This is a genomic window from Arthrobacter sp. 05N425 (genome assembly GCF_056397125.1).
On sequence record NZ_JBFTMU010000023.1, the window covers coordinates 1 to 20,364 of the forward strand.

At 68.7% G+C, this 20,364-nt stretch carries 16 protein-coding genes and 1 rRNA gene; 7 read left to right on the forward strand and 10 right to left on the reverse strand.

Annotated features, from left to right (window positions below; all coding sequences use genetic code 11):
* Nucleotides 1-7: 7 nt before the first annotated feature.
* The 3 genes from rrf to AC1DGE_RS16675 all read left to right on the forward strand — a co-directional run bounded on the left by rrf (nucleotide 8) and on the right by AC1DGE_RS16675 (nucleotide 1,591).
* Nucleotides 8-124: ribosomal RNA gene (gene rrf, locus AC1DGE_RS16665) — 5S ribosomal RNA — on the forward strand.
* Nucleotides 125-344: 220 nt separating this feature from the next.
* Complete coding sequence (locus tag AC1DGE_RS16670; protein WP_476917844.1) at nucleotides 345-1,196, forward strand: SDR family NAD(P)-dependent oxidoreductase; 852 nt, start codon at nucleotides 345-347, stop codon at nucleotides 1,194-1,196.
* Nucleotides 1,197-1,288: 92 nt separating this feature from the next.
* Nucleotides 1,289-1,591: an excalibur calcium-binding domain-containing protein gene (locus tag AC1DGE_RS16675; protein ID WP_441418558.1), complete on the forward strand. Its 303-nt coding sequence runs from the start codon at nucleotides 1,289-1,291 to the stop codon at nucleotides 1,589-1,591.
* Between the two features lie 202 nt (nucleotides 1,592-1,793).
* Here AC1DGE_RS16675 and AC1DGE_RS16680 read toward each other — a convergent pair whose 3' ends face one another.
* The 8 genes from AC1DGE_RS16680 to AC1DGE_RS16715 all read right to left on the reverse strand — a co-directional run bounded on the left by AC1DGE_RS16680 (nucleotide 1,794) and on the right by AC1DGE_RS16715 (nucleotide 13,366).
* Nucleotides 1,794-3,617, reverse strand: a complete 1,824-nt coding sequence (locus AC1DGE_RS16680; RefSeq protein ID WP_476917845.1) for a putative bifunctional diguanylate cyclase/phosphodiesterase — start codon at nucleotides 3,615-3,617, stop codon at nucleotides 1,794-1,796.
* A gap of 188 nt (nucleotides 3,618-3,805) precedes the next feature.
* A complete protein-coding gene (locus tag AC1DGE_RS16685) occupies nucleotides 3,806-5,965 on the reverse strand; it encodes a putative bifunctional diguanylate cyclase/phosphodiesterase (protein ID WP_476917846.1) in 2,160 nt (719 codons plus the stop codon).
* A 35-nt stretch (nucleotides 5,966-6,000) separates the two neighbouring features.
* Nucleotides 6,001-7,788 carry a putative bifunctional diguanylate cyclase/phosphodiesterase gene (locus AC1DGE_RS16690; RefSeq protein WP_476917847.1) on the reverse strand — a complete coding sequence of 596 codons (1,788 nt, stop codon included), beginning with the start codon at nucleotides 7,786-7,788 and terminating at the stop codon, nucleotides 6,001-6,003.
* 204 nt (nucleotides 7,789-7,992) lie between these two features.
* Complete coding sequence (locus tag AC1DGE_RS16695) at nucleotides 7,993-9,381, reverse strand: UDP-glucose dehydrogenase family protein (RefSeq protein WP_476917848.1); 1,389 nt, start codon at nucleotides 9,379-9,381, stop codon at nucleotides 7,993-7,995.
* Nucleotides 9,378-10,544, reverse strand: a complete 1,167-nt coding sequence (locus AC1DGE_RS16700; RefSeq protein WP_476917849.1) for a glycosyltransferase family 4 protein — start codon at nucleotides 10,542-10,544, stop codon at nucleotides 9,378-9,380. The genes AC1DGE_RS16695 and AC1DGE_RS16700 overlap by 4 nt, the downstream gene beginning before the upstream one ends.
* Nucleotides 10,545-11,018: 474 nt before the next feature.
* Nucleotides 11,019-11,267 carry a hypothetical protein gene (locus AC1DGE_RS16705; RefSeq protein WP_476893281.1) on the reverse strand — a complete coding sequence of 83 codons (249 nt, stop codon included), beginning with the start codon at nucleotides 11,265-11,267 and terminating at the stop codon, nucleotides 11,019-11,021.
* Nucleotides 11,260-12,696, reverse strand: a complete 1,437-nt coding sequence (locus AC1DGE_RS16710; RefSeq protein WP_476917850.1) for a flotillin family protein — start codon at nucleotides 12,694-12,696, stop codon at nucleotides 11,260-11,262. Before AC1DGE_RS16710 ends, AC1DGE_RS16705 begins: the two co-directional genes overlap by 8 nt.
* A gap of 202 nt (nucleotides 12,697-12,898) precedes the next feature.
* Nucleotides 12,899-13,366 carry a DUF4383 domain-containing protein gene (locus AC1DGE_RS16715; RefSeq protein WP_441418550.1) on the reverse strand — a complete coding sequence of 156 codons (468 nt, stop codon included), beginning with the start codon at nucleotides 13,364-13,366 and terminating at the stop codon, nucleotides 12,899-12,901.
* Nucleotides 13,367-13,567: 201 nt separating this feature from the next.
* Here AC1DGE_RS16715 and AC1DGE_RS16720 point away from each other — a divergent pair, with 201 nt between their 5' ends.
* Nucleotides 13,568-14,890, forward strand: coding sequence for a cell division protein PerM (locus AC1DGE_RS16720; protein ID WP_476917854.1), 1,323 nt, complete (start codon nucleotides 13,568-13,570; stop codon nucleotides 14,888-14,890).
* A gap of 34 nt (nucleotides 14,891-14,924) precedes the next feature.
* On the opposite strand, the gene AC1DGE_RS16725 is transcribed toward AC1DGE_RS16720, so the two are convergent.
* Nucleotides 14,925-15,356 carry a hypothetical protein gene (locus tag AC1DGE_RS16725; RefSeq protein ID WP_441418549.1) on the reverse strand — a complete coding sequence of 144 codons (432 nt, stop codon included), beginning with the start codon at nucleotides 15,354-15,356 and terminating at the stop codon, nucleotides 14,925-14,927.
* Nucleotides 15,357-15,395: 39 nt separating this feature from the next.
* On the opposite strand from AC1DGE_RS16725, the gene purN reads away from it, so the two are divergent.
* Both purN and AC1DGE_RS16735 read left to right on the forward strand, forming a co-directional pair.
* The gene (gene purN / locus AC1DGE_RS16730) at nucleotides 15,396-15,974 is read left to right on the forward strand and encodes a phosphoribosylglycinamide formyltransferase (RefSeq protein WP_476909380.1); all 579 of its coding nucleotides are present in this window, start codon (nucleotides 15,396-15,398) and stop codon (nucleotides 15,972-15,974) included.
* Between the two features lie 256 nt (nucleotides 15,975-16,230).
* Nucleotides 16,231-17,202 (forward strand): hypothetical protein, encoded by a 972-nt coding sequence (locus tag AC1DGE_RS16735; protein ID WP_476917851.1) that lies wholly within the window; start codon nucleotides 16,231-16,233, stop codon nucleotides 17,200-17,202.
* Between the two features lie 112 nt (nucleotides 17,203-17,314).
* Here AC1DGE_RS16735 and AC1DGE_RS16740 read toward each other — a convergent pair whose 3' ends face one another.
* On the reverse strand, nucleotides 17,315-18,667 hold the full coding sequence (locus AC1DGE_RS16740; RefSeq protein ID WP_476917852.1) for an MFS transporter: 1,353 nt from the start codon (nucleotides 18,665-18,667) through the stop codon (nucleotides 17,315-17,317).
* Nucleotides 18,668-18,828: 161 nt separating this feature from the next.
* Here AC1DGE_RS16740 and purH point away from each other — a divergent pair.
* Nucleotides 18,829-20,364, forward strand: a 1,536-nt coding sequence (purH, locus tag AC1DGE_RS16745) for a bifunctional phosphoribosylaminoimidazolecarboxamide formyltransferase/IMP cyclohydrolase (protein WP_476917853.1), incomplete at its 3' end; no start/stop codon positions are given.

Below are 20,364 nucleotides of genomic sequence, written 5' to 3' on the forward strand. Positions count from 1 at the left end.
ACRGGGTTACGGCGGTCATAGCGTGGGGGAAACGCCCGGTCCCATCCCGAACCCGGAAGCTAAGACCCACAGCGCCGATGGTACTGCACCCGGGAGGGTGTGGGAGAGTAGGTCACCGCCGGACAACCATTACAGCCAGGCCCCGACACGCAGTGTCGGGGCCTGAGCCTTTTATCACCCCAAACACAGAGCTGAAGGCCTCCATAGCAACCTGTGGAAGTGAGGGAGCGTGGGCAGGAACTTGCCACACCTGCGGGAGTGTTGGGTGGGGAGGAACACCTGCCGGCGCTTCAGCGTTGAATACTCTTGAGTAGCTTCTACTAAATACCAACTCGGGAGATCCCATGACTGCACGGACCATCGTCATCACCGGCGCCAGCGACGGGATCGGCGCGTCCGCCGCCCGGACCCTCGCCGCACGAGGCGAGAACGTCGTCGTCGTCGGGCGTTCGGCCGAGAAGACCGAACGGATCGCGAACGAAATCGGCGCGGACCACTACTTCGTCAGCGACTTCGCCGACCTGGCGCAGGTCCGCCGGCTCGCCGCGCAGCTGCGGGAGAAGTACCCGCGGATCGACGTCCTGGCCAACAACGCTGGCGGCATCATGGGCACCCGGGAGCTCACGGTCGACGGTCACGAGAAGACCTTCCAGATCAACCACTTGGCACCGTTCCTGCTCACCACCGAACTGCTGGACACCCTGACCGCCAGCAAGGCCACCGTCATCAACACGTCCAGCGCCGCCAATTCGCTCTACGGCCGGCTGGACATCGACGACCTGGAGCTCGCGAACAAATACTCCGCCAATCTGGCCTACGGTAACGCGAAGCTGGAGAACATCCTCTTCACGGCCGAGCTGCACAACCGCTACCACGCAGCCGGCATCTCCACGGCGGCGTTCCACCCCGGCGTAGTGGCCACCAACTTTGCCGCGGACACCACCAGCCCGTTCCGCTTTATGTACCGAAGCTTCCTCAACCGGTTCATGCTGTCCCCGGAGCAGGGCGCTGACACCCTCGTGTGGCTTGCCACGGCCGTCCCGGGGCAGGAGTGGGTCCCGGGCGCCTACTACGCCAAGCGGGCGCTGGCGAAGGCCAACAAGCAGGCCTACGACGCGGAACTCTCCAGGGAACTGTGGGAGCGCAGCACCGCCATGGTGGCCCAGGACTCCGACAGGCTCGACCCCCGCGGTTGAGCCTCCTCCCAATGAACGGAATCGTGGGATAGTCTTTCCCTGCCCCTCGCCGACACGCGGCCGAGGGCTTCATATTGGGGGAGTGCTCGAAGGTGCGCCTGAAGAAACTGATGATTGCCTCGCTGGCTGCCAGCGCCGTCGTGCTGAGCGGCACCGCCGTGCCGGCGTCTGCCGCGCCGGCGCCGAAGTCGTACAAGAACTGCACGGAGCTGAACAAGGTCTACCCGCACGGCGTGGGCCGCAAGGGCGCCAAGGACAAGACCACCGGCAAGCGGGTCACCACCTTCCGCGTGGACAACACCCTCTACGGCTACAACGACGGCGGCGCCGTCCGGCACCGCGGCGAGTACGACCTCGACCGTGACAACGACGGCATCGCCTGCGAAAAGCGCTAACCCGACCTTTGCGCCGGGGCCCCGCCTGTCGGCCCGCGGCGACGCTCCAGCCCAGTTCTTGGCACCGTCACAGGTGCACTCCGCGCCAACCCGGGCTACACCGGGCTGCCGGAGTGCTGCCGGGGGTTACAACTGGGCGGGAACGTCGGCCGCCGTGCTGCGGGAGCGTCACGTGCGCCGCCGGAGCTGCGGGAGCCGGAGGCTAGCCTGCGGCTTCGACCTTGTCGATCGCCGTCAGGGCGCTTTCCATCGTCCCGGCGAGGTCGCTGGCCGGGGCGGGCTTAGCAAACAGGTACCCCTGCAGCGAGTCGCAGCCCAGATCCATCAGGTACTTGGCCTGCGCCGGCGTCTCGATGCCCTCGGCCGTGACCTTCAGCCCGAGGTTTTGCGCGGCGTTGATCATGGTGCGGAAGAACGGCAGGTGTTCCTTGCCCGTCTTGATCATCGCCACGAAGGAACGGTCGATCTTGACCTTGTCCAGGGGCAGTTCCTTAAGCCGGCCCAGCGTTGAGTAACCCGTGCCGAAGTCGTCCATCGCGATCCGGACGCCGGCCTCGCGCAGCTGCGCCAACTGCCGGAGCACGTCCGAATCGGCGTCGAAGAACACGCTCTCGGTCAGTTCGAGCATGAGCTGGCGCGGGTCCACCCCGGTGGAGGCGACAATGCCCAGCACGTCGGTGGCGAAGTCCCGGTGCTGGAACTGCAGGCCGGAGACATTCACGGCCACGCTGTACGCGGCGTCGCCGGCCAGCCAGGGCCGGATCTCGGCACAGGCGCGGCGCATGACCTCGTCGCCGATCTCGCGGATCAGGCCGCTCTGTTCGGCCACTGGCAGGAACTGGTTGGGCGGCACCAGCTTGCCGTGCCGCTCCCAGCGCGCGAAGGCCTCGAACTGCACCACGGCGCCGAGCCCGGGGGACACCACCGGCTGGTAGTGGACCGAGATCTGCCCCAGTTCCACCGCCTGCCGCAGGCCGGTCTCGCCCTGGGCTTTGTTGGCGGCCGTGTTCAGCATCTCCGGCCGGAACTGCAGCCAGGTGTTCTTCCCCGCCGCCTTGGCCGCCGTCATGGCCGAGTCCGCCTGCCGCAGCAGTTCAGCGCCGTCGTGGGTCTCCGGCGTCTTGGCCGCCAGTCCCATGCTGACCGCGGGCCGCACCAGCGATCCGCCGATCCGTGCCGGGACGTACAGGGACTCGGAAATCCGTTTCGCCACGGCTCCGGCATTGAGGCACTCGGTCAGCAGCACCACGAATTCGTCGCCGCCCAGCCGGGCCACGGTGTCGTGCGGCCGGACGCAGTTGCGCAGCCGGCTGGCCACCTCCACAAGCAGCTCGTCCGCGGCGGAACGGCCCAGCATGTCGTTGTAGCTCTTGAAATCGTCCACGTTGATCAGCAGCACGTCCACCGGGTCCGGCCGGCGCAGCGCCGCGGCGAGGCGCTCGTTGAACAGGGTCCCGTTCGGCAGCCCGGTCAGCGTGTCCCGCAGCACGGCCGCCTTGAGCTGGTCGTCGTGCTCCGCGGGAGTGAGACGGGGGAGCACGCCGGTGGTGCCGGGCACCAGTTCTGCCTCCAGCGAGCCGAATGTCCGACGGCGGGGAGCGGCTGCCGCCGCGGCGGCACCCGCCGTGGCTCCGCCGTCGTGCGGGGTTGCGGGTGGTGTGGCGCCGGGGCGGGCCGGGACTCCCGGGCGCACGGAGACGGCGACGGTCCCGGCCGTGCCGGGCGCTGCCGGAAGCGCAGCGCAGGTGATTTGGACCGGGAACTCGGAGGCGTCGCCGCGGCGGCCCGCGCCGGTGAAGGCCGTCCGCCCGGCGCCGCCTTCCAGTCCGGCGAGGACCTTGTGGAAGTCCTCCCGTGCCGACTCGGCAAGCAGCATGCTGTAGTCGGCGCCCAGCAGTTGCGCCCGGGAATAGCCGAAGAGCTGCTCCGCGGCAGTGTTCAGGAAAGCGATGGATCCATCCGGGCCAAGCAGCAAGAGGGCGTCAGGGCTGTGCTCCAACACTGTCTGTGCAAACGCTGCGTCCATGATGTGTACTGCCCCCAAAAGCGATGGATCTGTGAATGGTGCCGCGCACCGCCGGGAACCGGATTGGGTTCGCCGCGGCCGCGCCTGCTGAAATCATATGTGGTCGCTAGCACAGTCTCATGCCGCCCCGACAGTAATCGTGAAAGCGTGCGAATATGTCGTCCGGTCGCCCAGACAAGGGGGCAGAATTAGAGCGCCACTGCCGGCTCCTGCAGGGCCGTGATGGCCTCCGCGGACTGTGCGACGGCCGCCGCCCGGCGTGCCCCGGGCACGGGGCGGGAGAAGAGGTAGCCCTGCAGGGCGTCGCACTCGTGTTCCATCAGGTACCGGGCCTGGGTGGGCGTCTCGATGCCCTCCGCCGTCACCCGCAGGCCCAGGCTGTGGGCCATGTGGATCATGGACGTCAGAATGGGAAGCCGCTCCTCGCCGGTGTGCAGCATGGACACGAACGACTTGTCGATCTTGACCGCGTCCACCGGAAGCTCCTGCAGGCGGCCCAGCGAGGAGTAGCCGGTGCCGAAGTCGTCCAGCGCCACCCGGATGCCCGCGGCGCGCAGCGTGATCAGCTGCTGGATGACGTGGGAGTCGGCGTCGAAGAACACGCTTTCGGTGACCTCCAGGACCAGCTGGTGCGGATCCACCCGGCTCCATGCGGCGATGTCCAGCACCCGCTCGGCGAAGTCCTTGTGCTGCAGCTGCACGCCGGAGACGTTGACGGCCAGGGTCCGCCCGGGGTCTTCCGCCAGCCAGGACTGCAGCTCGGTGCAGCTTTGCCGGAGCACCTCGGCCCCGATGTCGCGGATCAGGCCGCTGCGCTCCGCGGTCTGGATGAAGGCGTCCGGCGCCATCAGCACCCCGTCGCGTTCCCAGCGGGCCAGGGCCTCAAACTGGATCACCTCGCGGCGGTTCGTGGAGATTACGGGCTGGTAGAAGACGGTGATCTGGCCGAGTTCGACGGCGCGGCGCAGCCCCGCGGTCAGCTGCGTGCGTTCCAGCAGGGTGGCCAGCATCTCCGGCTGGAAGTGCACGTAGCAGTTCTTGCCTGCCTCCTTGGCGGCGTACATGGCCACATCGGCCTGCCGCAACAGCTCGGAGGAAGACATGTCCTCGGTGCCGCGCGTCGCCACGCCCAGGCTCAGCCCCGGGCGCATCAGGGTGCCCTCGATGGAGACCGGGGCGTTCAGCGTGGCCACGATCCGCTGCGCCACCGCGTCCGAATCGCCGCAGCCGACCAGCAGCACCACGAATTCGTCGCCGCCCAGGCGGGCCACGGTGCCGTGCGGGCCCACGCAGTTCTGCAGCCGGCGGGAAATCTCCACCAGCATCTGGTCCCCGGCGTGGTGGCCCAGGATGTCGTTGACTTCCTTGAAGTCGTCCAGGTCCAGCAGCAGCACCGCCACCGGTCCGGGGGACTCCAACGCGGCGGTGGCGCGTTCGTTGAACAGCATCCGGTTCGCCAGCCCGGTCAGCGGATCCTGGAACGCGAGTGCCTTCAGCTGATCAGCCTGCTGTGCCAGCTCGTCGAGGGCGCGGCGGGCCTGGTCCTGCGCCACGGTGCGGGAGGTGACGTCGCGGAAGTTCCAGATCCGGCCCACCACCTCATCGGCGACCTTCTGCGGGCGGGAATACAGCTCCACGGTGCGGCCGTCCTGGAACTCGAGGACGTCGTGGCTGTGCAGCTCGTGGTTGGCGTAGAGCTCGGCGACCTTGGCCTTGAAGCAGTCCGGGGCAACCAATTTCTGGGCGATGAATTTGACCAGGGCGTAGGCGTCCTCCTCGGCCAGGATCTCCCGCGGCATGTCCCACAGCCGCAGGTACTGTTCGTTGACGCCGGTGATCTGGCCGGTGTTGGACACCACCACGATGGCGTCCGCCGTCGTCTCCAGCGTCGCGTCCAGGAGCGAGACGGCGCTGCGCCGGCCGGCGTCGTGGTCCTGGCGGTGCGTGGTGTCGCGGACCGCGACCGCCACCGACGTTCCGGCCGGCGTGGTCACGAGCGAGCAGGTGATTTCCAACGGCAGTTCGCGGCCGTCGCGGTGCAGCCCGAGGCCGGGGAAAGGCCTCGTCCCCGACGTTCCTGTGCGGCCGAGCCGGCTCAGAACCCGCAGGAAGCCGCCGCGGTCGTCCTCCACCAGCAGCCGGTTGTGCGCGACGCCGATCAGCTCCTCGCCGGAGTAGCCGAACAGGCGCTCCGCCGCGGGATTCAGATAGGAGATGACCCCCTCCGTGGTGAGTTGCAGCAACGCGTCAGGGCCCTGCGTCAGCAGGGTTTCCGCCAATCCTTGTTCCACGTCGATGCCAGCCCCCGGGCGTTCGTCACTCGAATCCACCGGCAGGGCGGTGGTCATTAAACTTCAAGCATCATAGGGCCATGAGACCCAAATCACAGCACCGACTGTGTTTGGGCGGCAGTGTCGTGGCGCAATGCGGTGATGGTCCGGGCCGACGCCGAGAGCGCAGCGGGCAGACCGGTCGCCGGTTGGGGCCGGGAAAACAGGAAGCCCTGGAGGGAATCGCATCCGCGTCGCATCAGGTACTCGGCCTGTTCCCGGGTCTCGACGCCTTCAGCGGTGACGGTCAGGCCCAGGCCGTGTGCCATGTCGATCATGCAGTTCAGGATGGGGAGCTCCTCGGTACCGGCGTGGATCAAGGCGACGAAGGACTGATCGATCTTGAGCGTGTCCACCGGGAGGTCCTGCAGGCGGCCCAGCGAGGAGTAGCCGGTGCCGAAGTCGTCCAGCGCCACCCGCACCCCGGCGCCACGGAGCTGCACCAGCTGGCGCTGGACCTGGCAGTCGTCGTCGAAGAAGACACTCTCGGTGACCTCCACGACCAGCTGGTGCGGATCCACCCCGCAGGAGCCCGCGGTCGCGAACAGYAGCTCCGGGAAGTTGCCGTGCTGGAGCTGCACACCGGAGACGTTGACGGCGAGGGACCGGGTGGGGTCCGCGGAAAGCCAGGGCTCCAGCTCCGTGCAGCCGCGCAGCAGGACCTCGGTGCCGATTTCGACGATCAGGCCGCTGCGCTCCGCGGCGGGAATGAACTGATGCGGCGGGACGAGGGCACCGTCGCGTTCCCAGCGGGCCAGCGCCTCGACCTTGACTACGGTGCCCAGCCGGGCGGAGACGATTGGCTGGTAATGCACCGCGATCTCCCCGCTGTCGACCGCGGTGCGCAGCCCGGCCTCCAGGTCGGTGCGCTCCAGCAGCGCGGTCATCATTTCCGGGCGGAAGCGCAGGTAGCGGTTCTTGCCGGCGGACTTGGCAGCGTACATGGCGATGTCGGCGCGGCGGAGCAGCTCGGAGGCATCGACGGCGTCTTCGCTGATGGACGCCAGCCCCAGGCTCAGGCTGGGCCGCAGCATGGTGCCATCAATCCAGACCGGCAGCTTGAGGGATTCGACGACCCGCGCGGCGGCCGCGTCGGCGTCGAGCGACCCGACCAGCAGGACCACGAATTCGTCGCCGCCCAGCCGTGCTACAACGTCGTTGGGCCGGACGCAGGCGCGCAGCCGGCGGCCGACCTCGATCAGCATCTGGTCCCCGGCATGGTGGCCGTGGATGTCGTTGACTTCCTTGAAGTCGTCCAGGTCCAGCAGCAGGACGTCGACGGCGGTCMCGTAGGGTCCGGCCAAGGCGTGCGCCAGACGGTCGTTGAAGAGCTGGCGGTTGGAGAGCCCGGTCAGCGGATCCTGGAACGCGAGGGTCTTCAGCTGGCTGGCCTGCTGCGCGAGGTCCGCCATGGCCTGGTTAATCTGGTCCTGGGCTCGCCGGGCCGCGGTGACGTCCCGGAAGCTCCAGACGCGGCCCACCACGCGGTCCTCGACCTTCTGCGGGCGGGAATACCGTTCAAAGGTCCGCCCGTCGCGGAAGCGCAGCACGTCGTGGCTCTCGGCTTCCGGATCGGCGTAGAGGGCCGTGACCTTTGCGAGGAACTGCTCGGGGTCCGTGAGCTGGCCCAGGACGAAGCCCATCACGGACTCGTCGTCGCCGGTGTCCACGAGTTCGCGGGGGATGCCCCACATCGAGAGGAACTGGTTGTTGACGGAGGAGATCCGGCCCTCGGCACTGACCACGAGGATGCCGTCCGCGGTGGATTCCAGTGTGGCTGAGAGCAGGGACATGGCTTCGCGGAGCCGGGCGTCCTCCTCGGGGCGCGCTGAAGTGCTCACGCGGCCGTAACCGGACAAATCTGAGACCAACGATGCTGCATTCTGAATCCTCCCCTCAGAAATCATAGGGGGCGAAGCGCGGGCCCAGCGCCACGGCGCGGGCGTCCGGCGGGTTGCCGCGCTCCTGCTGGGGCCGGGCCGCCCAGTCCGGGCCGGGGGCGCTGGGGCCGGGCCGCTCAGACCGGGCCGCTGGGGCCGGACCGCTCAGTCGGCGGTGGCCAGTCGGCCGGCGGCGGCCGCGTCCGCGCCAATTCCGGCGTCGGCCCTTCCCAGGCCCCGCACCGTCCACCCCGCCGCGGTCCAGGCGGCGGCGTCGAGGGCGTTCCGGGCGTCCAGCACCGTCCGGCGTCGGACCAGCTCCCCGGCCGCGGTCGGGGAGAGCGAGCGGTAGGCCTCCCACTCGGTCAGCAGCAGCACCAGTTCGGCACCGTCGAGCGCCTGCTCGACGGCGGCCTCGAAGCGCAGCTGCGGATGGCGCAGCCAGGCGTTGTTGATCGCCGCCGGATCGGTGACGGTGACATGCGCCCCCGCTTCGGCCAGTTGCTGGGCCACATCCAGGGCGGGGGAGTCGCGGATGTCGTCGGTGTCCGGTTTGAAGGCCGCCCCGAGCACGGTTACCCGCCGGCCGCCCAGCTGGCCGCCGCACAGCTCCCGGGCAGCCTCCACGGTGCGGGTGCGCTGGCCGCGGTGGATGCCGTCCACCGTGGCCATCCAGGCGTCCACCGAGTCCACGCCCAACGCGGCGGCCTGCACCCGGAGGGAACGGATGTCCTTGGGCAGGCAGCCGCCGCCAAAGCCGAGGCCGGCATGCAGGTACCGGCCGCCGATCCGCGGATCCAGGCCCATCGCCTCGCCCAGCTCCGTCACGTCCGCGCCGGATGCCTCGCAGAGTTCGGCCATCGCATTGATGAAGCTCAGCTTGGTGGCCAGATAGGCGTTCGACGCCGATTTGATCAGCTCAGCGGTCGCGAAGTTGCAGATGAGCCGGGGGATGCCGGCGCAGAGCAGCGGCCCATACACCGTGTCCAGGGCGGCGGTGACGGCGGCGCCAGCGCTGTTCGGGTGCCGCGCGGATTCCTTGCCGCCCGGCACGCCGTACACCAGCCGGTCCGGCACCAGGGAATCCTTCACCGCCGTGCCCTGGCGCAGGAACTCGGGGTTCCAGCCGAGGAGCACATCCGGGCGCCCGGCCAGCAAACCGCGGAGCATGTCCACCGTTCCCACCGGCACGGTGGACTTGCCGACGACGGCGGCACGCGGCGCCAGGAACGGGAGCAACGCTTCGGTGGCGGAGACCAGGTAGCCCAGGTCGGCGCCGTCGGAGGTCTTGGACTGCGGTGTTCCGACGCAGAGAAAATACAACTGCGCGCCGGCGGCGTCGGCGAAGCTGGTGGAGAAGGCGAGCCGGCCGTTGGCGCGGCCGTCGCGCAGGAGTTCGTCCAGGCCCGGTTCGTAGAACGGGGCGGCGCCGCGGTCCAGCTGGGCCACCTTGGCGGCGTCGACGTCGATCCCCACCACGGTGTGCCCCATCGAGGCCAGGGTGGCGGCGTGCACGGCGCCGAGGTAGCCGCAGCCGATCACGGAAATCTTCACAGGGTTGCTCCTCTGGTGGTTGAACGGGGGCTGGTGGGACCGGTGCGGGCGGAACCGGTGCGGACCGCTTCGTAGTGCCGCACGAGCTCCTCGCCCAGCGCGTACCAGGTCCGGCCCTGCACCGAGGCGTGGGCCGCGGCGGCGAAAGCGCGGCGCTTGGCGTCGTCGCCCGTAAGGTCTGCCACCCGGGACCGCAGGGCCGCGAGATCACCCGGTTCGTAAAGCCAGCCGGTCCGCGAATTCTCCACCAGGTCCAGCGGGCCGCCGCGGCCGGTGGCGACCACCGGGACGCCGGAGGCCATAGCCTCCTGGATGGTCTGGCAGAAGGTCTCGAACTCGCCGGGGTGGACGAACAGATCGAACGAGGCGACGGCCCGCGCCAGTTCCTCGCCGCCGAGGAACCCGGTGAACACGGCGTCCGGGAGCGCGGCTTCGAGGGTTTCGCGCTGCGGCCCGCCGCCGACGATCACCAGCCGGGTGCCGGGAATATCTGCGAGCACGGCCAGGTCCTCCACTTGTTTCTCGACGGCGAGCCGGCCGACGTAGCCGATGATGCGCTCGCCGCCGGGGGCGACCGAAGCCCGCCACGCGTCGTCGCGCTTCTCCGGGCTGAACCGCCGGGTGTCCACGCCGCGGCGCCACATGTGCACCCGGGGAATGCCGCGGCCCAGGAACTGGTTCCGCGCAAAGGTCGACGGGACCAGGGTGCGGGTGGCGAGCAGGTGGATCTGCTCCACCCGGTTCCAGGCCCAGTTTTCCAGGAACGGGACGCCGTAGCGTCCCGCGTAGCCGGGGACCTCAGTCTGATAGACGGCGACGCTGGGGATCCCCTGCTGGTGCGCGGCCTGGGCTGCCCGCCAGCCGAGCACGAACGGCGAGGCGAGGTGGACGACGTCGGGGGCGTAGTCGGCAAGGATTCGCTTGACCCGGGCCACACCGCCCAACGCCACCCGTACGTTCGTGTAGCCGGCCAGCGGCACGGACGGGAGCCGGTGCACCCGCGCGCCGTGGACCTCGCCGGGGACCTGGGGGTCCTGCGTGGATGGCGCGATCACCAGCACCTCGTCGCCGCGGTCCTGCAGATGCTCCAGAACCCTCAGGATGGAGTGCGTGACCCCGTTCATCTGCGGCAGGAATGATTCGGCGACTAGTGCGATCCTCACGCCTCCACCGTGGCCGCGGCGGCTGACGGCGCGGGGTCCCCGGTGTGGCCTGCGGGGGAAGAGTGGGTTAACAGGCGTGGGTGGGCCGCGGGTTCCGGGGGGCATGGCGGCCCTTCGGTGTCCCACTGGGCATGCCCGTCGGCCGGACGCGTGTCCGGACATCATCCCAATACGCGCGCTCGCTGCCGCGCCGAATGACGATTATCCAAAATTGGCCGCAAACCAGCTGCCCAGGCGGCCGCTTGTGGCAAATGGATGGTGCCGGAGCGCGCTGGTTCCCGTGGCCCTTCCAGTCCAGGGCCGCCCGTTTGCCGGAGATGGCCGCTAAGCCGGGCCTCGGAGCGGCCACCTCCGGCAAAGGGGCGCGGTTCGCGCTCGGGGCCAGAGTGCTCGACGCCCAGGAGCTCCCAGGAGCTCCCCGGAGTGCCCGGTGCCCCGGAATGCCCGCAGTGCCCGGCGCCGCGCCGGCCAGCGTCAGCGGCGCGGCTCGTGCCGCAGCACGTCCGGGAGTTCGTCCACGTAGACCGTCTGGGGCGGCTCGTAGTAGATGACCAGCACCTCGTCCCCGACGGCGAAGACGCTCTCCTTGTCGAACGGGTGGGCATGGAAGGCACTCGTCCCGCCGCGGAAGGGCAGCATGACCTCCCCGATGGTGCCGGGCCCCACCCGCCCCGTCACCCGGCCGATCCGGCCGGTCAGGCTGCGGTCGACTTCCTTATGCATCCGGGGCTTTCGGTGGCTGCCGGCCGTCCTGCCGGCCATCTTTCAATGCCGTCCGCAGCGCGGGAAGGTAGTCGCCGACCTGCGCCAGGATGCCGCCGATCATCCGGTTGATGCCCTCCCCGCCGTTGAGGACGGTGAGCTGCCCGACGTGGGCGAACGGCTCCGCGGCCGCGGCGATGATGGCCGGCATGTTCTCGGCCAGCTGCTGCGAGATGACCGCGTCCTGGTTGGTGCCGAGGGCTTCGCCGCGCGCCTTGATGCCGTCGGCTTCGGCCAGCGCTTTGGCCTTGATCGACGACGCCGTCGCGTCACCGCGGGCCTTCGTGGCGGCAGCCTCGGCTTCACCGGTGACGCGGGTGGCCCCGGCGGCGGCCGCGGCAGCTGTCGCATTGGCCTGCGCCTGGAGCTCGGTGCGCCGGGCGTTGACCTGTGCCTCGAGTTCGGTCCGGCGGGCCAGCGCCTCGGCCGCGCTGATGTCCGCGGATTTCTGTCCCTCGGCCTCGGTGCGCTTGGCGTAGGCCTTGGCGTCGGCGGGCTTGCGGATGGTGGTCTGGAGTTTTTGTTCCTCACGGTCCGCCTCGAGCTTGGCGACCTCGGTTTCCTGCACCACCACCTGCTGCCGCGCGGTGGCCTCGGCCAGCGGTCCGGCCTGGGCGGCGTTGGCCCGGGCCCGTTCGGCGTTGGCCTGCGCCTCCGACTGTTTGATCGCGGAGAGGCTCTGGGCGTCGGCGATTTGCGCGGCCGCCTCCGCCTCCCGCTCGGCCGCCTCACGGTTCCGGGTGGCCTCCGCGATCCGGGCTTCCATCTTTACCTGGGCGATGTGCGGCTTGGCGATGTTCTGGATGTAGCCGGTGGGGTCCTGGAGGTCCTTGATCTGGAGCGAATCCACCACCAGGCCGAGCTTTTCCATCTCCACCCCGCTGGCGCTGCGGACCTGCGAGCCGAGCTTGTCGCGCTCGCGGATGATCTCCTCCACGGTCATGCTGCCGATGATGGAGCGCAAATGTCCCTCGAAGACGTTGTAGACCTGGCTCTGCATCTTGGGCTGCTGGCCGAGGAAGCGGCGCGCAGCGTTCGCGATGAACGGCGGCGCGTCGCCGATCTTGTAGATCACCACGCCCTCGACGATCACCTGGATGCCCTGGGAGGTCACGCAGGAGACCTTGAGCTCCGTCTCGTTCAGGGTCAGGGACAGGGTCCGCACGGTCTGCAGGCCGGGAAACACGAGCGCCCCCTTGCCGGTGACGATCTTGAAGTCCATGCCGTCCCGCGTCTCGAGGGTTCCGCGGGTCAGGCCGGAGATGATCAGGGCCTCGTTCGGTTCGGCCACCTTCCACATCAGCTTGATCGCAATCCAGATCACGGCGACGACGACAAGTGCCCCGGCGAGGACCGCGAGGAACGGGATAAAAGCTGAGAAGTCTGGCATGGAAACTCTTTCAGGTCGTGGGGTCAGGCCAGTCTGGGGTGCTGCCGCCGAATAAGTCCAGCATTTGGCGGAACGGCTGGGGCAAAAGAAAGCTGGTGCGGACACCCATGAAGCTCCAGGCGCCCGCACCAGCAGGTAGTACGAATTTGTTGGATTACTGAGAATCGGTCCTCATTCGCGGCTCCCTTTTCCCGGTGTTCGCTTACCGGGTTTGTGCGTCATCGGCCAGATGCCTCGAGAGCAGCCAGCCGGCGCCAATCATTGCCACGCCCAGCACCATGTGGGTCCAGTTGTCCATGGTGTTGAACGCCAGGAAATTGGCCGCCGACCCCACGCCGACGATCAGCCCGTAAACGCTAAAGACGATGTACAGCAGGCCGAAGCCCATGAGGAAGTTCCGGGCTCCCATGCCGTTGCGGGACATGGTCAAGCCCGCGGCGCCAATGGCCAGCTGAACGATGTTCAGCAGCATGGACACCTGGAACAGGCCAAGGAACATGGCCCTGGAATCTGGCCCGAAGAACCTCAGCTCGCTGTACTGCGTGGTGATGCCCGGGATGAACCCCAGGACACCCACGACAAGAAGGACAATACCCACACCCATGCCGACGTTTTGGACATCAGTCCGTCCGAAATGTACGCCGTGTGCATGTGGGGATGCGGTAGTCATTTTCTGCCTCCAACCACTGATTGCGGACACCTTAAATTTTACGGCGGGGTAGCGGAAAAAGCGCCGCCGCGGGGCCACCTGCGGTGGTGCGCTCGGGGCGCGGCGGGCGGCGGCGGCAACGTTTCCGGCCGGCTGAAATCGGGGGCCCAAGAGCCTGTCGGAACCCGGCGGAAGGCCCCGCACGTGGCACCATGGAAGACGATGAAACTGCGCGCTGATCAGACCGGGAACCGTGGCCTTCCGATGCCTCTATGGCTGCAGGGGGCGCTGGAGTCCGCGCAGGCCGCCGTGATCTCCGCACTCGTCGTGATCGCACCAATTATCGCGGTCTGGGCCACGGCCGGGTTCCGCGAGGGCGGCTTTGAATTCCTCGCCCGGCTGGCCGGCCAGGCCTGGCTGCTGATCCACGGCGTCCCCTTGCTGCTCGAAACCGTCGGCGCCGGAACCGCGGGACGGCCCGAATCCGGCACCCTGTCGCTGATCCCGTTGGGTCTCACGCTCCTCCCGTTCCTGCTCGCCTGGCGCGCGGGGCGGCGGCTGGCCCGCGCCTCCTACACGGACCAGCTCTGGCAGGCGCTGCTCGGCTCCTGGCTGATGTACGGCGCCTTCGGATTCGCCACCGGTTTCGTCTGCCGCACCTCCGAGGTTGGTGTCAGCCTCTGGTACGCCTCCATCGTCCCGCTGATCCCCTTCGCGCTCGGCATGGTGATTGGTGCCCGCCGGGAAGCGGGCTCCTGGAGCCGGCTGATCGGCGTCGACGCCGTCGCCTGGCTCTCGCGCACCAGCCAGCACTCGCGCTGGGCAGGCTCCTACCTGGGCTCCGCCGTCAAGGCCGGCTTCGTGGCCGTGATGGCCAGCCTGGCCATGGCTGCCGCCCTCCTCACCGTGGACCTCATCATCCACTGGAACCTCATCATTGCCGTCTACGAGGCGCTCGACGCCGGCCCGGTGGGCGGCGCGGCGCTCACCATCGCGCAGTTGGGCTACCTGCCCAACCTGGCCGTGTTCGCGCTGGCCTGGACTTCCGGCTCCGGGTTCGCGCTCGGCGTCGGATCGCAGGCCGGGCCGCTGGCCACCGCCGTCGGGCCGCTGCCCTCCATCCCGGTGTTCGCCGCACTGCCCGCCGGTGCGCTGGAGTACGGCTTCGTGGCCCTCGTGGTTCCTGCGCTCGCCGGGCTCCTGGCGGGCTGGTGGTTCCTGCGCGAAGGCGAAAACCACTTCGACGAATGGCTCTCCATCAAGGTCAAGGCGCGCTGGTTCACGGCCACCGTCTCCACGCTGGTCCTGGGCGCCATGATCGGCGCCGTGGCAGGTCTGCTCGCGGCGGCGCTGGCTTGGTTGGCCCGCGGTTCCGCCGGCATCGGACGGCTCACGGACATCGGCCCGGACCCCCTGACGACGGCGTTGTTCGTGGCAGCTGAAACGGGCATCGGCGTCGTGATCGGCTACGCGGCCGGGCCGTGGCTGGAACGACGGCAGAAACTGCACGAAGCGGATCTGGAACTGGCCGCCGAAGCCGATTAAACGGCGACGTTCCGGGCCTGGCGGGTGGCCGGCGCTAGCGCAGCTGCGTGGGCAGCGAATTCTCCAGCTGGGTCCGGCACGCCGAGGCAGCCTGCTGGGTCAGGGCATGGCGGGCGCACTGCTGGTAGTCCCGGATCTGGTTGAAGAACACCGCGGAGGCCAGCACCATCAGCACCATGACCGCGGAGACCACCAAACCGGAGATGGTGCCGAACAGCACCAGGCGGGATTCCTTGAGCTTCGCCGCACGCACGAGCAGTACGATGCCGAGCACCAGTGCGGCCGCGGTAAGGATTGCGGTGAGCCAGAGGTAGCTGACGTCCAGCTGGAAGACGAAGAACGCCCCAAGCACCGTGACGATAAACGCGCGGAACAGGTTGTGCGTCCGGAGCAGCGATGCCTTGGCCGCTTCGCTCCGGGGATTCTGTCCCCGCTGGGCTCCGCCGGGGTCCTGGGGGGAATTCATATTTTCCAGCGTACGCGAGTGGCCCCATAAGCTAAGTCAATGCGCATAGTTGTCCTCGTCTCAGGCACCGGCTCCAATCTCCAGGCAGTCATCGACGCCGTCAGGGCCGGCGAGCTGGACGTGGAACTCGCCGCCGTTGGCGCCGACCGGCCCGGAACGTACGGGGTGGAGCGCTCCGCGGCCGCCGGGATCCCGACCTTCGTGGTGGATTTCAAGGCCTACCCGGACCGGGCCGCGTGGAATGCCGCGCTGACCGAAGCCGTTGCCGCCTACCGGCCCGACGTCGTCGTGTCCTCCGGGTTCATGCGGATTGTCAGTGCCGACTTCATCGACGCGTTCGGCGGCAAGTACCTGAACACCCACCCGGCGCTGCTGCCGGCCTTCCCCGGCGCGCACGGCGTCCGCGACGCCCTGGCCTACGGCGTGAAGGTCACCGGGTGCACGGTGCACTGGGCGGACGCGGGCGTCGACACCGGCCCGATCATCGCCCAGGAAGCCGTGAGCGTGGACGACGGCGACACCGAGGACACCCTGCACGAGCGCATCAAGACGGTAGAGCGGCGGTTGCTGGTGTCGACGCTGAAGTCGCTCGCCGCGGGAGCTAAGACCCCCAACTAGCTCGCAGTTGTTGTCGTTTTGAGCCCTCAAAACGACAACAACTGCGAGGCAGTTGGGCCCTCCCGACGCGGCGCCGACAGCCGTTTTTCGACGGGGAAATACCCAACCAAGTAGTCGGCTCGACAAAAGCGAGTACTCCGCGAATAAGTCGGGTAGTGACTGGCGAAAATCGGGTATCTCGCCGCCGGTTGAGGGGCCGTCCGGGGCCATAGTCTGACGCAGTCTCATTCGTCTCTTGCGTCCCTGGGGGTCCATCGTGTCACAGTTCGGCTTTGCCAAAACCAGCCCGAAGGTTCTCTGCCTTACTGCRGCGCTCGTCCTCGGAACGGGCGCCGTTTCTGCCGCCTATGCCGCTTCGACGACGTCCGGCACCGGCGAAATCAGCGGCTGCTACAACATCAACAACGGCGGCCAGCTCCGGGTGCTGGCAGCCGGCCAAACGTGCGATTTGAAGAAGGAAACCGCCATCTCCTGGAACATGCAGGGGATCCAGGGCATTGCCGGCCCGCAGGGGATCCCAGGGATCGCCGGCCCGCAGGGGATCCAGGGGCTCGTAGGCGAGGCCGGCGCCACCGGCGCCATGGGAGCCACCGGAGCCCAGGGCGAGAAGGGCGACAAGGGCGACAAGGGTGATACCGGCGCCACCGGAGCCCAGGGTGAGAAGGGCGACAAGGGTGATACCGGCGAGGCCGGCGCCATGGGAGCCACCGGAGCCCAGGGTGAGAAGGGCGACAAGGGTGATACCGGCGAGGCCGGCGCCATGGGAGCCACCGGAGCCCAGGGCGAGAAGGGCGACACCGGCGAGACCGGTGCCCAGGGCATCCAGGGCGAGAAGGGCGAGACCGGAGCTACCGGTGCCGTCGGTGCAACAGGCGCCACCGGGCTGCAGGGCGAAAAGGGCGACACCGGAGCCATCGGCCCCGTTGGACCGGCCGGTGCCAGGGGGGCCACAGGTGCGACCGGAGCCACCGGAGCCACCGGAGCCACCGGGGCGGCCGCGTCGACCAGCGTGACTGTCGAGTCGAACAGCGGCTCAACGCTCGTGGTTCAGGTCAACTGCCCGGCCGGCAGGACCGCCGTCTCGGGCGGCTACTCGCTGGGCTCCACCACCGGCAACAACGGCGCTGTTGTCAGCCAGCCCGTCATGACCGGCGGGACGCCTACCGGCTGGACCGTAACGCAGCGGACAACTACGGCCATGACGGTCTACGCGACCTGCATCCAGTAGCCACACCCCCCGAATGCCCTATCACTTGTGGTGCTTCTGAGACCCTCAGGACAACCAAAAGGGATAGGGCATTTCGGCGTTCCGGGCCGGCGGGGGAGCGGCGGCGGGAAAGCTACTCCAGACGGCGCTGCTTGGTTTCCGGGGCAAAGAACGCCATCCACAGCACCGAGATCAACACCAGGCCGCCGGCCAGGGCGAAGGACGTGGCCAGCCCCAGTTCAGGCCACAGGAACGTGGCGAAGATCAACGGCCCGAACCCGGCGCCGAGCCGGGAGAACGTCGAGGCCCAGCCGAAGCCCGAGCCGCGCAGCTCGGTCGGGTAGAGCTCCGACACGTAGGCGTACAGCACCGGGATCGCCACCTGCACCACGAAGCCGAACACCAGCAGCCAGAACACGGCCGCCGTCGGGATGTCCACGACGACGGCGACAATCACCAGGGTCAGCGCCGACAGCGGGCCGGTGATGGCAAGGATCCACTTGCGGCCCGTCCGCTCCACCAGCAGCGCGGCGACCACCACGCCCAGCAGGCCGACGGCGGCCATCGACGCCGTCGTCAGGAACGCCTTGTACTCCTCGAAGCCGGCGCCGATCAGGATCCGGGGCATCCAGGTCAACGACAGGTAATAGACCAGCAGGATGCTGAAGAACAAAGCCCAGGCCGCCGTCGTAATCTTCCAATTGAACTGCCAGAGCGCGCGCAACTGGGTCCAGGCGCTGCCGGCGGAAAGCCGGGGCGCGTCCTGGGGTTCGGGCAGGCTGTAGACCCGGGCCTCGGCGCCGGTGGCCGCGACCAGGTGGTCGATCACCCTGGCGGCTTCCTCGCGGCGGCCCTTGCGGATAAGGAACAGCGGCGACTCCGGGACGCTGCGCCGGATCCAGAACACCAGCAGCGCGGGCAGCACCATGATCAGCATGGTCAGCCGCCAGTCGGCGAAGGCGGCGATCAGCCCGGCCGAGACGAACCCGCACAGCGCCGCACCGATCGGCCACCAGCCATCCATCGCGGTGAGGACCCGGCCGCGCTGCTTACGGGGCGTGAACTCGCCCACCAGTGCGTAGTCCACCGGGATGCAACCGCCCAGGCCGAAGCCCGCCATGAACCGGAACGCCACGAACCAGAGGAAGTCGGGGGAGAAGGCGCCCAGCACCGTGAACACCGAGAAGATCAACAAAGTGGCGGTGAAAGCCTTCTTGCGCCCGATCGTGTCCGCGATGGTGCCCCAGACAAAGGCGCCCACGGCCATGCCGATCAGGTTGGAGGTGCCGATCCAGGCCGCGTCGCCAGCGGTCAGGGACCAGTGCTTTGACAGCAACGGAATGAGGATCCCGTTCAGCGTGACGTCCCAGGCATCGAACATGAAGCCCAGGCCGCCGATCAGGAAAATCCGGCCCTGGACCTTCCACCGCCACGGCAGTTCCTGGACCACCTGTTCGCCGCTGGGCACAGTGGTGTAAGTATTCATCTCGCCTCCTGGGAAAACTCTACGTCCCGGCGCGCGCCAGCGGTGAAGCTTCACACTCGGGCGCGCTGGCTCCCGGCGGGGGATGCAGAGAGCCATGACGCGATAAACTGGCCGCATCCCCACCACCCGCGGCCGCGCCGCGATATAAGACGGAGACTTTTGTGAGCTTTACGCAGCTTGAGCGTGTATCCATCGACCGTGTTCCCATCCGCCGGGCCCTCATCTCGGTCTACGACAAGACCGGTCTGGAGGAGCTCGCCAAGGGCCTGCACGAAGCCGGCGTCAAGATCGTCTCCACCGGTTCCACCGCCAAGAAGATCGCCGCCGCCGGAATCCCGGTGCAGGAAGTCGAAGAAGTCACCGGCTCCCCGGAAATGCTGGACGGCCGCGTCAAGACCCTGCACCCGCGCGTGCACGGCGGCATCCTCGCCGACCGCCGCGTCCCGGCGCACATGAAGACGCTCGAGGACATGTCGATCGAGCCGTTCGACCTCGTCGTCGTGAACCTCTACCCCTTCGTGGAGACCGTAAACTCCGGCGCCGCGCAGGACGACGTCGTCGAGCAGATCGACATCGGCGGCCCCGCGATGGTGCGGTCGGCCGCGAAGAACCACGCCGCCGTCGCGATCGTGGTGGACCCGGCCTCCTACGGTTCCGTCGTGGAGGCGGCCTCCTCGGGCGGCTTCGACCTGAAGACCCGACGCCGGCTCGCCGCCAAGGCGTTCGCGCACACCGCGTCCTACGACACCGCCGTGGCCACCTGGACCGCCAGCCAGTTCCTGGATGAAGACGGCGACGGCGTGATCGACTGGCCCGCCTACGCCGGCCTGGCCCTGGAACGCTCCGAGGTCCTCCGCTACGGCGAAAACCCGCACCAGCAGGCCGCGCTGTATGTGGACAAGGCTGCCCCGGCCGGTATCGCCCAGGCCGACCAGCTGCACGGCAAGGCGATGAGCTACAACAACTTCGTCGACGCCGACGCCGCCCTGCGCGCCGCGTTCGACTTTGCCGAGCCCGCCGTTGCGATCATCAAGCACGCCAACCCCTGCGGCGTTGCCGTGGGTTCCGCCGCCGCGGCGGACCCGATCGCCGACGCCCACGCCAAAGCCCACGCCTGCGATCCGGTGTCAGCGTTCGGCGGCGTGATCGCGGCCAACCGCACCGTCACCGCCGGCATGGCCCGGACCGTGGCCGGGATCTTCACCGAGGTCGTCATCGCGCCGGGCTTTGAGGACGAGGCCGTGGAGATCCTTGCCAAGAAGAAGAACATCCGCCTCCTGACCCTGCCCGAGGGCTACGGCCGCTACCCGACCGAGTTCCGCCAGGTCTCCGGCGGCATGCTGGTCCAGGCCACGGACAAGGTCGACGCCGAGGGCGACAACCCGGCCAACTGGACGCTCGCTGCGGGAGAGGCCGCCGACGCCGCCACCCTGGCCGACCTTGCCTTCGCCTGGACGGCCTGCCGTGCGGCCAAGTCCAACGCGATCCTGCTCGCCGCCGACGGTGCCGCCGTCGGGATCGGCATGGGCCAGGTCAACCGGCTCGACTCCTGCCGTCTCGCCGTCGAGCGGGCCAACACCCTGGGTGTCACGGTGGAGTCCGATGTGGAAGGTGCCGGCGGGGCATCTAACACCGATGCCGCCGGCGCTCCGGAACGGGCCCGCGGCGCCGTCGCAGCCTCGGACGCGTTCTTCCCG

What these genes read in the sequence shown, in the direction of transcription:
- AC1DGE_RS16670 (WP_476917844.1), top strand. Translation starts at nt 345, where the DNA reads ATGACTGCACGGACCATCGTCATCACCGGCGCCAGCGACGGGATCGGC.
- AC1DGE_RS16680 (WP_476917845.1), bottom strand. Translation starts at nt 3,617, where the DNA reads ATGGACGCAGCGTTTGCACAGACAGTGTTGGAGCACAGCCCTGACGCC.
- AC1DGE_RS16685 (WP_476917846.1), bottom strand. Translation starts at nt 5,965, where the DNA reads ATGACCACCGCCCTGCCGGTGGATTCGAGTGACGAACGCCCGGGGGCT.
- AC1DGE_RS16705 (WP_476893281.1), bottom strand. Translation starts at nt 11,267, where the DNA reads ATGCATAAGGAAGTCGACCGCAGCCTGACCGGCCGGATCGGCCGGGTG.
- AC1DGE_RS16710 (WP_476917850.1), bottom strand. Translation starts at nt 12,696, where the DNA reads ATGCCAGACTTCTCAGCTTTTATCCCGTTCCTCGCGGTCCTCGCCGGG.
- AC1DGE_RS16715 (WP_441418550.1), bottom strand. Translation starts at nt 13,366, where the DNA reads ATGACTACCGCATCCCCACATGCACACGGCGTACATTTCGGACGGACT.
- AC1DGE_RS16720 (WP_476917854.1), top strand. Translation starts at nt 13,568, where the DNA reads ATGAAACTGCGCGCTGATCAGACCGGGAACCGTGGCCTTCCGATGCCT.
- AC1DGE_RS16725 (WP_441418549.1), bottom strand. Translation starts at nt 15,356, where the DNA reads ATGAATTCCCCCCAGGACCCCGGCGGAGCCCAGCGGGGACAGAATCCC.
- purN (WP_476909380.1), top strand. Translation starts at nt 15,396, where the DNA reads ATGCGCATAGTTGTCCTCGTCTCAGGCACCGGCTCCAATCTCCAGGCA.
- AC1DGE_RS16740 (WP_476917852.1), bottom strand. Translation starts at nt 18,667, where the DNA reads ATGAATACTTACACCACTGTGCCCAGCGGCGAACAGGTGGTCCAGGAA.